The organism is Flavobacterium macrobrachii, assembly GCF_014486675.1.
In the GTDB taxonomy this organism is placed as follows: Bacteria; Bacteroidota; Bacteroidia; order Flavobacteriales; family Flavobacteriaceae; genus Flavobacterium; species Flavobacterium macrobrachii.
This window is the reverse complement of the sequence record NZ_JACTAC010000040.1, coordinates 19,713-31,816: the sequence shown is the minus strand read 5'-3', so window position 1 is coordinate 31,816 and position 12,104 is coordinate 19,713. Positions and strand designations below refer to the sequence as shown.

7 protein-coding genes and 3 tRNA genes are annotated in these 12,104 nt (G+C 33.9%); 8 read left to right on the top strand and 2 right to left on the bottom strand.

Annotated elements, in window-relative coordinates; translation table 11 throughout:
- Positions 1-640: 640 nt before the first annotated feature.
- On the bottom strand, positions 641-6,457 hold the full coding sequence (locus tag IAI56_RS09925) for a fibronectin type III domain-containing protein (protein WP_187657720.1): 5,817 nt from the start codon (positions 6,455-6,457) through the stop codon (positions 641-643).
- Positions 6,458-6,771: 314 nt separating this feature from the next.
- Here IAI56_RS09925 and IAI56_RS09920 point away from each other — a divergent pair, with 314 nt between their 5' ends.
- Positions 6,772-7,269 (top strand): phosphoribosyltransferase family protein, encoded by a 498-nt coding sequence (locus IAI56_RS09920; RefSeq protein ID WP_187657719.1) that lies wholly within the window; start codon positions 6,772-6,774, stop codon positions 7,267-7,269.
- Here the strand turns inward: IAI56_RS09920 and IAI56_RS09915 are convergent.
- Positions 7,261-7,779, bottom strand: a complete 519-nt coding sequence (locus IAI56_RS09915) for a shikimate kinase (RefSeq protein ID WP_187657718.1) — start codon at positions 7,777-7,779, stop codon at positions 7,261-7,263. The genes IAI56_RS09920 and IAI56_RS09915 overlap by 9 nt on opposite strands.
- 128 nt (positions 7,780-7,907) lie before the next feature.
- Here IAI56_RS09915 and IAI56_RS09910 point away from each other — a divergent pair.
- From IAI56_RS09910 to IAI56_RS09880, 7 genes are all read left to right on the top strand, one after another.
- A tRNA-Lys gene (locus IAI56_RS09910) sits at positions 7,908-7,980 on the top strand.
- 26 nt (positions 7,981-8,006) lie between these two features.
- Positions 8,007-8,079: transfer RNA gene (locus IAI56_RS09905), tRNA-Lys, on the top strand.
- Between the two features lie 41 nt (positions 8,080-8,120).
- Positions 8,121-8,202, top strand: a tRNA-Leu gene (locus IAI56_RS09900).
- Positions 8,203-8,304: 102 nt separating this feature from the next.
- Positions 8,305-9,204: a MerR family transcriptional regulator gene (locus tag IAI56_RS09895; RefSeq protein ID WP_187657717.1), complete on the top strand. Its 900-nt coding sequence runs from the start codon at positions 8,305-8,307 to the stop codon at positions 9,202-9,204.
- Between the two features lie 4 nt (positions 9,205-9,208).
- Positions 9,209-10,669 carry a phytoene desaturase family protein gene (locus IAI56_RS09890; protein WP_187657716.1) on the top strand — a complete coding sequence of 487 codons (1,461 nt, stop codon included), beginning with the start codon at positions 9,209-9,211 and terminating at the stop codon, positions 10,667-10,669.
- Positions 10,670-10,679: 10 nt separating this feature from the next.
- Positions 10,680-11,519 (top strand): phytoene/squalene synthase family protein, encoded by an 840-nt coding sequence (locus tag IAI56_RS09885; protein ID WP_187657715.1) that lies wholly within the window; start codon positions 10,680-10,682, stop codon positions 11,517-11,519.
- Positions 11,520-11,523: 4 nt separating this feature from the next.
- The gene (locus tag IAI56_RS09880; protein ID WP_187657714.1) at positions 11,524-11,967 is read left to right on the top strand and encodes a sterol desaturase family protein; all 444 of its coding nucleotides are present in this window, start codon (positions 11,524-11,526) and stop codon (positions 11,965-11,967) included.
- The last annotated feature ends 137 nt before the right edge of the window (positions 11,968-12,104 follow it).

Here is a 12,104-nt window from a genome sequence, read left to right as displayed (position 1 = left end):
ACACTCTCCTAAACCCCAGTAGGATTATTCTAAAATTCATTAGAATGATTTAAAATACCATTAGCTTTTAACTAAATACTATTAGCTTTTACCTAAATATCATTAGCTTTTACCTAAATATCATTAGCTTTTACCTAAATATCATTAGCTATAAGCTAAAATTCATTAGCTTTAAACTAAATCCCATTAGCTTTAAACTAAATCCCATTAGCTTTTACCTAAATATCATTAGCTATAAGCTAAAATTCATTAGCTTTAAACTAAATCCCATTAGCTTTTACCTAAATATCATTAGCTTTTACCTAAATATCATTAGCTTTTACCTAAATACCATTAGCTTTAAACTAAATATCATTAGCTTTAAACTAAATATCATTAGCTTTAAACTAAATATCATTAGCTTTAAACTAAATATCATTAGCTTTTACCTAAATATCATTAGCTTTTAACTAAATATCATTAGCTTTTAACTAAGTTTTATTAGCTTAAAACTAAAAATTATTAGATTTTAAAACTTATTTAATATTGTTTTTGTGTATTGGTTTTGTTTGACAGGTATTGTCATTATTAGGTTAAAAAAAAAACATGCTCTAGTTTGTTGATTTTAACTAGAGCATGCAGGGTGGTTTGCGGTTGGTTTTTATCGTATTACTTTTTTGGTTACTGTTATTCCCGTATCGGTAGTGATTTGTAGCAAAAGAACTTGGTTTGTTTCTCCTGCATATAAGGTTGCTTGGTTTGCGTTTATATTTTTTTGTTCGTTGATTATTCTTCCTCTAGTATCGAAGATTTTTACTGTACTCATCGTTTGGTTTCCTGTTGTAATGACAAAGTTGTTTTGTTCGTTTTTATAAACTATTACGTTTTGAGCTGTAAAGGTATCATTGTTTAATGAACCTGTAGGCATGAAACGAAGCAGGAATCGCTCGTCGAAGGTTCCAACGGTAGTTGTAAAGTTGTATTGTGTTTCTTTTAGATTTGTTACTGTATTAAGGACTTTGTCTTCTAGATAGATATCTTGAGTGGTAAATAATCCATCGAAATTGGCTAGTGAGAATGTATAGTTTCCTTGAACTGTAGCTTTATATCCAAGTGCTATGGTGTCGTTTTGATTGAACGGCAGTGCTTTCCCTTGAATGGTAAGTTTAGTATTATCAAGAAGAGTGTATGCCATTATTGGGTTTCCTATATCGACTAGTTCTCCGTCAAATCCTCTATCGATACCGTTTGTAGCATTTTCTACATAGGCAACTAATAGTTCTTTGAAGGCGCCATTTTCGTTGTAAATATCCAACCAGAAACGGTGTTTTTCTAGTTCTTGGTTTATGTTTTGGTGTTCTTGGTTTGTGGTTCTAAAGAATTGATTGTTTTGCCCAATTAGACGCATGCTGTTGTTGAACTCTGCGGTACCGTTTGTCATTCCTTTGATGAAGAAGGATTGACCAGATGCAATTCGACCATTTGGCACTGTATTATTTGGTGTTGGGTTTAGCGCAACATTCCCTGTTCCTACTCCACCGGAGAAGTTATACATTGCATAGTCATTGGATGTATATTGGTTACTGGTTATTGGCGTATTATGTGTCCAAAGGTATAGTGTTGCATCGATAACCGACTGGTTTGGCAGATGGGATAAGAATAAATCGGCACTTATAGCTGAAGGATAAGGATTTCCAATAAGATTGAAAGGGGTTGCTGTTCCAATTATAGATGTTGTTATCGTGCCTGTGTTTGGCGTTCCAATGAATGAACCAGTGAATAGATTGGTAGTAACGTTGTTAAAAGGTGAAATATCAGGCGTTCTAATAATGTATCCTTTGGCTGGTGTCATGGTAGATGATGGCGCTACCGGTGACCAGTTTACAATAGATGGGTTGTATTGATAAAAATGAGTTGTTCCTACTGAGAAGGTTCCTAATTGTTGCGCTGCGACTGGAGAAGACCAATAGGTATAGTCGTATGTTTTAATAGGTGTTGTAGTTCTTCGGTAGGTAATGTTTCCAGAGTTTGAGAATTGTACTCCTAGATTATTTAGTGTATTTAATTGTACTAAACTGGCGTTGTTTTGAAAGGTAATGTTTCCTCCTGTTACTACTATATCGTTGTGCACGATTAAAGTATGACCTGCATTGAAGACTACATTTCCTGAGAGTACTTCTACACCACAGGCGATAATATTTCCGGTGGAATTGAAGTTTCCGTTGAAGATTACTCGTTTTGTAGCGTTAGGCAAGCCATTGCTCCAAGAGGTTCCATCCCAAGCTGTAGCTGGTTTGTCTATTAAAACCGCATTTGTATATACTACTGGACAAGTACCGTTTTGAAGTACTGCTCTGAAGTATCTGTTTCCTGCAAAGACGCCCATTGCTGCGCCCGTTAGAGTATTGGTTGTATTGGCGATAGGTGTTACTCCTACTGTAAAGGCTGCATCTGAGGCGTATTGCCAATTGACAATGTTGTTTGTATATCCTGTTAAAACGATATCAGCTGGGTTCCAATTAGCGCAGACTGTTTGATTGCTGGAAAGAGTTCCCAATGTTGGGCTAGGCACTACTGTTAAAAGAGCGGTTGCATCAGTAAAACAACCGTTTGAACCTAATGCTGTACCTGTATATGTAGTTGTAGTAGTAGGTTTTGCATATACAGAAGCGGCAGGTGTTCCTGTAATGTATGGATTAGTAGCTGCAGCGTCAAAATATAACTCTGTAGCCGGCGACCATACTACTTCTATAGCGAGATTACCTGTTACCCGTACGTTATCAATTGCCCAACCATAATCCCAAGAGGCATCGTAATAGAAGCGTAGTTTAACGGCAGGGTTTCCGATTAATGCATTTAAGTTTACTGTTTCGTTTTCAAAAATTGCTGCTGTACCACGTGGAGCAATATAGCTCGCCATGGTTGTCCAGGTAGCGCCACCATTTATAGAGGCTTCGACGCGAGCTCTATTTCCTGCAATGTATCTAAGGAAATGCCAAAAACTCATGCTGGCACTGGTATAGCCTGTTAAATTGAAAGTAGGTGATTCTAGATAAGTTACTGTTCTATTACTAGCTGGCGGACCTTGTGCATCGGAATTTGCTAAATAGAATTGAGACGAGTCATTACTACTGAAAACATTGTTTGCTACCCAATATGGACTAGTGTATGTATATGGACTATTTCTTAAAGTCCATTCGGATGCTGTTACATCACCACCTGTTGATGTTTGGGTTACTATCCAATTGTTAGTTGGTGCATTAAAACCTTCTTCTAAAATAACTACTGGAGTAGATGAAGATAAAGCCGCGTTGAGGATTTGAGTTTGTCCTTCGCACAAAGTAGCCGTAGCAGGAACTACGCCGATTGCTGGTGGTTCTGGTCTTACTGTTACATCAAAATTGAGTACGGAAACACACATACTACCCGAAGTTTGAGCAGCTGTTAATGTATAATTGGTGGTAGTAGTTGGATTGAAAGTGTATCCTGTATTTTCATCGCCTATTATAGCCGTAGCTGGAGACCAAACCAAAGTATCATAAGCAGGGAAACCGGTTAAACTGACTACCGAAGTTGTATCGCCAAAACATATTGAAGCTGATGATTGGCTAAGACTGATTGGCGGTGCTGGAGTGATTGTAGCAACAACAGGAGTTAAAAGAGAACGACAGATGTTGGAGAATTTCCAATTGTAAGCGTACATGTAAAATATATTGTCAAAGTCATTTCCTGTAATGGTTGCAACGGAAGAACTGTAGGGATATGTAGCACTATCTACATTAACCACTAATCCTGCAGCTGGTAGTGTATCAAAAGCAAAAGTATAGCTACCAGGAAGAAGATGGATATTAAGCGGGATTGTTTGTGGAGTGCTTCCACCAGCAACTACAGTTGTATACGATGCAGAACCAACAAGTGCATTAAAAGTATTTTTTATTGTAATGGTACCTGATTGTCCTGAAGCTATTGGGAATATATCGATAGATTGTAAATCGGTAACTGTTGCGACATTAAAGTTAATAATTCTTGGGTTATTATCAGATCCAAGAGCACCTCCTTGAGTGATTGGACTGCTAGGTCCAACAGTTATTAAACCACCCGAAGCCACGGATTGAGCATAAAAAGTTGTAGTAGCAAACAAATTGGGCGTTGTAAAGTTATCGCCTGTTCCAACCAGTATAGTACCCGCGGCATTGGAGAACCATTCAATAGTTGCTCCAGGAGCAGGAGTAGCTTGAAGGGTTGTAGAGCCACCACCACAAAGGGTTCCTCCAAATACTGGAATTAAGGCTGGAGTGGCACAATCTGTACTAAAGGATTGTACTAAACTCCATACACTTTGGTCTGTAGGCGAACAATTGCCTCTAACCCAAAAGTAATAAAGTGTTGCTGAAGATAATCCGGATAAGTTAACTGAGGTTACTCCTGCTCCAACCGAGCCTGTAGGAGTATCGGTTGCGTTTGGCATATTACTAGAAGTACTCACATAGTATTGATATCCATCGGACGGAGGCGGAACCGATTCATCCCAAGAAATTGATGCTGTATTACTACCAATTGCTGTAACTTTTAGATTGGTTGGTTCAAAACATGTAGGAGATACAATTACACTGATGTCATCAATAATTATTTTACTTTGACTGTTTAGACTGTATCCTTGAAAACCTAGGAAGTATACCCCATCAAGGAAAATTGTAAAATCGACAAGAGCGGTTTGATAAACCGTATTTACCGTATTGGGTAAGTTCAGCAAAGTTAAACTCATATCGGAAACGGAAGCTCCACTACCCAATCTAATTCTGAGATTTTCTGAAAAAAGACCAGCGCTTTCAGTATTGTATTTGAAACGAAGTCTATAAGTTACACCAGAGTTTAACTGAAGTCCTGGTGTAAAAAACCAGTCGTCGGAGTCAATTGCTGTATTAGTATTAAGGTGAATCGAATTAGGATTAGACGCAGACTGAGTGTTTCTGACTTGCCAAATCGTTGCATCTGAATTTTCATCAGTTATAGTAAAACACTGAGGTGTTGCATTTACAGGAGTAGTGTCAAAACTTTGAAAATAAGGTATTGGGAACGACCCACAAACTGTTGTTACTGTTAAAGTAGCACTATAAAAGAAACAACTAGAGCCTACTGCTCTTACTCTAAAATAATAAGTTGTAACCGAATTTAATCCTGTAACCGGAATTGAAGTAGCACCAGCGGTAGAGAGATTATTGTATCCAGGTAAAATTGAAGTGAACGTATTGGTAGTTGAAACATCTATTAGATAATCTGTAGCTCCAGTTACCGGAGCCCAAGAAGCCGTAAATGAATTGCCCTCAACAGTAGAAGCTACAAGCCCAGTAGGCGCAGCTACACAAGTTGTATTGGAAGCAGACAACATTCCTGTAAGTCTATAAAACGGTCCTCCAAGGCAACCTGCATTATAGGGAATGACCCAATAATAGTAAGTAGTATTGGGAGCTAAACCAGTTTGATTAAAGATAGTAGCATTTGTGTTACCCACTACTGTATAATTTGCTGCTATAACATTACCTAGGGCAAAATAAGTTCTATTTGGAATATTTAATGCTGTAGGTGGAGTATTTATGGTACTACGTAATATTAAATAATTTGTTGGTGCAGGAGATGCCGCAGTAAAACTATTGCCTACAAAACTAGTTGCTGTCACATTAGTAGCACCTATAATTAAACCACTGGCATTGGCTGTAGGAGTAGTACAAGGCAAAGATGGAGCGAAAGTGTAAAGCAACCCATCATTTGGATATTCTGTCAAACTTGTTCTAACCGTACTGGAATTTGCGGTTCCTTCAATGGTTTTAGTACTCCAAGTACTGTTTACGTTAACTCCATTTTGAAGTCTATTTTTAACATTTCCTTGAAGAAAAACACTTGATTCACCTCTAATTCCAACTTGAGTATTGACTGCTGCTGCACCATCAGGAGCACAAACACCATAAGATAATTGAATTGTATTAGACGTTTCGTTTAACCTAATTTGAAAATTAAAGTTTCCTGTACCTGCCTTTCTAACTGCATTAGACCATTGTACAACGAAAGTTCTATTGGGAGCTGTTCCAATAGTAGCATACACAACATTATCAGTATTTGAAATTAAATCCATTCCTAAAGCACTAATAGCACCACCACCTGTTAAAGGAGTTGCTACACTCAGTGGTAAATAGGTTGTAGCAGTAGCTTGGGTTCCAAATGTTATAAAACCATTAGGACTAATAAAACATTGAGATTGCACCACACCATCAAAAGTAAAATTGAACCCTATATTGGCAAGATGAGCAGCTCCGACTGGATTGTTATCCCATGGTGCAGTATATGCTACAGTAGTTCCTGAGATTAACGGATTGTAAGAGGCTACAGTTTCATTAAAAGTATAAGTACTAACTTGTGCCAAACCTAGCAAGGAACTTAAAAAAAAGAATAAGAAATATATTGCTTTTGAAATGCGTTTCATAAATTTATAATAATACTTTAATCAAAATAGCTTAACCAAAAAAAAATAAAAACAAGTAACTGTAATCAAAACAGTTATATTACAGTTTTAAAAAACAATGTAAATTTAATAGTTTTGACTTAAGTTGAACAAAAGAACTAATAATTTGCTAAAATTGTTAAAACTTTCTATAAATTACATAAAAATACCTACAAAATACACTTTTATATGTTTCTACCTTTTAGAAACGACCACTCAAAAAATAAAAATTAACAAAATACCAATCTTAAATTAAGTTTTAATATTTTTGATGAGAAGAAAAAACTAAAAATAACATGAGCAGTATAACAATTCTAAATCATAAAGAAATAGAACAAAAGATTAAAAGAATATCATACCAAATATATGAAACACTGGGTAATGAAGACGAATTGATTTTGGCTGGTATCTCAAAAAATGGTTTTGTACTTGCTCAGAAAATATCCACTTGTCTTGAAAAAATATCTGATTTAAAAATTACACTTTGTGAAGTTTTTATAGACAAAACAAATCCACTTAAAACCATATCCACTTCAGTAGAAAAAGATACTTACAGTAATAAAAATATTGTTTTAGTTGATGATGTATTAAACACTGGAACTACTTTAATTTATGGTGTTAAACATTTTTTAGAGGTGCCTGTTAAAAAATTTAAAACTGTAGTTTTAGTTGATAGAAACCATAAAATGTATCCTGTAAAAGCCGATTTTAAAGGTATTTCACTGTCAACTTCTTTAAAGGAACACGTACAAGTGGTTTTCGAAGAAGATAATAGCTATGCCATTTTACTTTAACAATTCAATAATTTCGTTTACTATTTGATTAATAGATTTAGAGTCAACAGTAATTATAAATTTTGCCTTGTTGTAATAAAAATTTCTTTCAAACAAATGCTTAGCAATGTATTCTTTCAAATCATCATCTGAAAGATTTTGCACCAAGGGTCTTTTATGTTTTTCTTTAATTATTCTTTGAACTATTGTATCAACGGAAGCTTTTAAATGTATTGTTTGAACATTTTTTTCTTCAAACATTAAATGGTTATTATAGTAACAAGGAGTTCCTCCACCAGTACTTAATACAAAATCCTGCTTGGACGCTATTTTTTGAGTAAAAATTTCATGCTCTTTCTTTCTAAAAAAAATTTCTCCTTTCTGTTTGAAAATATCAGAAACAGTCAAGCCTTGACTTTTTTCTATCAAATCATCTAAATCAAAGTGATTAATTTTCAATTTCTTTGCAAGTTCTAAACCAACAATAGACTTCCCTGAGCCCATATAACCAATTAAAACAACTTTATCCATTATTATAAAACCTTATAAATTAACACTTTAAATTAAAGATAAAAAAAAAGGTAAATTTAAAACAAAATTGCTTTGAAATATAAAGAATAACGTCTTATATTTGCACCCGCATTGAAAAAATAAAAACAGACTCGATAGCTCAGTTGGTAGAGCACAACACTTTTAATGTTGGGGTCCTGGGTTCGAGCCCCAGTCGGGTCACTTTTTTTTATTTTTTATTTGCTGAAGACTCGATAGCTCAGTTGGTAGAGCACAACACTTTTAATGTTGGGGTCCTGGGTTCGAGCCCCAGTCGGGTCACAAAAAGTTGTTCGCTAAAGCGAATGACTTTTTTTGTTTATGGCCACGTGGAGAAATTGGTAGACTCGCCATCTTGAGGGGGTGGTGTCGCAAGACGTGTGGGTTCGAATCCCATCGTGGTCACATTAAAAAGATAAATTCTTAAATGAGTTTATCTTTTTTTTGTTTTAAATGGTGTGAATTCAATAACTTTTATTACTTTTGTTTAACTTTTTTACAAAAAAGATGAACATAGTTAAAAATACCTTCAGCATAAAAGATCTTGAAAACCTTTCAGGCATCAAAGCCCATACCATCAGGATATGGGAAAAGCGTTATAATATATTGGAACCTATGCGTACAGAAACCAATATAAGGTTATATGATTTAGAAAACCTTCAAAAATTGCTTAATATAACCTTGTTGCATAACTATGGCTATAAAATTTCAAAGATATCTAAGTTTCCAAAAGATAAAATTCCATCATTGGTCAACGAAATTATAACTGAAAAAAGTGCTAAGAGTCATGCAATAAGTTCATTTAAAATGGCAATGATGAACTTTGACCAAACACTATTTTTCAAAACTTATAATGATTTACTTTCTGAGAAATCATTCAGAGAGATTTTCTACGAAGTTTTTATTCCGCTTATTCAAGAAATCGGTTTACTGTGGCAAACTGATACAATAACACCTGCACATGAGCATTTCATTAGTTATTTGATTAAGCAAAAAGTATTAATAAATACTGAGGAACTTCAATTAAAAGAGCCAATTAAAAATGATAAAATTTTTATTTTGTATTTGCCTTTAAATGAAATTCATGAATTGGGTTTGATGTACCTGAATTATGAAATTTTATACAGTGGCTACAAGACTATATATTTAGGAGAAAGTGTTCCTCTGGAAAATCTTAAAGACATAGCCAAGTATTTTGAGAACATTACTTTTGTATGCTATATGACTGTGGAACCCAATCCAAATGATGTCAATGATTATGTAGAAAAATTAATAAACCAATTTGAACCAAAAGACTCTAATGATTTTTGGTTTATTGGACGAATGGTAGAAAATATAAACCCTAAATTATTGACCAATAATATTAGAAGATTCGAGTCAATAGCTGACCTAACTTATAGCCTATAAAAAGATGAAAAAAACAATTAACATAATAGGCTCTGGATTTTCATCATTGGCAGCTGCATGTTATCTAGCGAAAGCTGGCAACGATGTAACTATATATGAAAAAAATAAAACCATAGGAGGAAGAGCTAGACAATTAAAAAAAGATGGTTTTACCTTCGACATTGGCCCAACATGGTATTGGATGCCGGATGTTTTTGAACGCTTCTTTTCTGATTTTGAAAAAAAACCATCTGACTATTATGAACTAATAAAATTATCTCCTGCTTATCAAGTTTATTTTGGAATAAAAGACTTCGTAACTATAGCTGATAACCTTTCAGAAATTTGTACTACATTTGAAAGTATAGAAAAAGGCAGCGGCAAAAAACTAGAAAAATTCATCAAAGAAGCCCAAAACAATTATGATATTGCCATTAAAGATTTGGTTTATCGTCCAGGAGTTTCTCCAATGGAATTAGTAACGCTTGAAACAGTTAAAAAAGTCAATCAGTTTTTTGGAAATATTTCAAAAGACATTAGAAGTAAATTTAAAAATAAAAAATTAGTTCAAATCTTAGAGTTTCCTGTGCTTTTTCTTGGTGCAAAACCATCTGATACTCCATCGTTTTATAGCTTCATGAATTTTGCAGATTTCGGTCTTGGTACTTGGCATCCTAAAAACGGTATGTACAGCGTTATTTTGGCTATGGAAAAATTAGCTCTTGAACTTGGCGTTACTATTCATACCAATTCAGCAGTAGAGAAAATTGTAGTAGAAAATGGAACTGCAAAAGCTATTATCATCAATGGAGAAAAAATTGAAGCCGACGTTATTGTGAGTGGTGCCGATTATCATCATAGTGAAACCTTACTTGACCAAAAACACAGAGTTTATTCCGAGAAATACTGGAACAAAAAAACATTTGCTCCATCTTCGCTCCTATTCTATGTAGGATTTGACAAAAAAATCGAAAACGTAGAACATCATTCTCTCTTTTTTGATGTTGATTTTGATGCTCACGCGTCTGATATTTATGATTTTCCAAAATGGCCAGAGGAGCCATTGTTTTATGCTAGTTTTCCATCAAAAACAGATAATAATGTTGCTCCAAATGGAAAAGAAGCTGGTATATTTTTAATACCGCTTGCTCCAGGATTAAAAGACACTGATTTCCTAAGAGATCGTTATTTTGAAAAAATAATTTCACGATTTGAGAAACTTACACAACAAGATGTGAAAAAATCCATTATCTTTAAAGAATCATTTTGTGTAAATGATTTTATTAAAGATTATAATTCGTATAAAGGGAATGCATATGGTTTAGCCAATACCTTATTGCAAACTGCTTTTTTAAGACCTAAATTGAAAAGTAAAAAAGTAGAAAACCTCTATTTTACTGGACAATTGACTGTTCCCGGACCAGGTGTTCCACCATCATTAATATCAGGAAAATTAGTTTCCGAACTTATACAAAAAAATAGTTAAAAAACTCGCTATGAAATCTCTTTTTGACACCGTATCGTTTGATTGTAGCAGAAATGTTACTAAATCCTACAGCACTTCTTTTTCGGCTGCAGTAAAAATGCTAGCGCCCAAAATTCGACAAGACATTTATAATATTTACGGTTTTGTTCGTTTTGCTGATGAAATTGTAGATACTTTTCACGATTATAACAAGGAAGAACTTTTTGAACTTTTTGGAAATGATTTAAAGAATGCGTTAAACAGTAAAATAAGTTTGAACCCAATTTTAAATTCGTTTCAACATACTGTTCATAAATACAATATTCCTATGGAAATGATTGATTCATTTATGAAAAGTATGCGTTTGGATTTACATAAAAATGAATACAAAACCTTTGACGAATACAACGAATATATTTATGGTTCTGCAGATGTCGTTGGATTGATGTGTTTAAAAGTGTTTGTAAATGGTGATAATGATAAGTTTTTGGAATTAGAACATTCTGCTATGCGTTTGGGTTCTGCATTTCAAAAAGTAAATTTCCTTCGCGATTTAAAAGCTGATTTTGAAGAGCTAAATCGAACCTATTTTCCAAATACCGATTTATCAAAATTGGACGAATGTTCTAAAAACGAAATCATAAAAGAAATCGAAGCCGATTTTCAAGCTGGTTTGGAAGGAATTTTAAAGTTGCCTATTGAAGCTAAATTTGGTGTTTACACTGCTTATGTTTACTACAAAAAACTACTTTCTAAACTAAAAAAAACACCATCTTTGGAAATAAAAAATACCCGAATTCGGGTTCCCGATTATCAAAAAGTTGGTTTACTTGCCAAATGCTATGTTAATTATCGATTAAACTTATTATAAAATTATGTTACTATATATTATTGTTTTCGTTCTCACTTTTTGTATCATGGAATTCATGGCTTGGTTTACTCATAAATATGTCATGCACGGTTTTTTGTGGAATTTACACGCTGATCATCACAAAAAAGACCACGATTCTTGGTTTGAACGCAATGATGCTTTTTTTATTTTTTATGCAGTAGTTAGCATTGGTTTTTTTCTACTTTGGCAAAATAATATTCTTGAAATTGGATTAGCCATTGGATTGGGGATTTTTGCCTATGGATTGGCTTATTTTTTGGTTCATGATATTTTTATCCATCAACGTTTTAAAATGTTTAGAAATGCTAATAATCGTTATGCGAAAGCCGTTAGACGCGCGCACAAAATGCACCACAAACACATTGGAAAAGAAAAAGGCGAATGTTTTGGAATGCTAGTTGTTCCTTTTAAATATTTCAAAAAATAAGCATCCAAATTAAATATTTACCACAGATTCACAGATTAAAATATAAAAATAAAATCATTAAGTAATTAATTTTATGTGAGTTCATATTGATAAAAAATGATTAAAAGATATGTTAATCTGTTTCAATAAACTTCTGT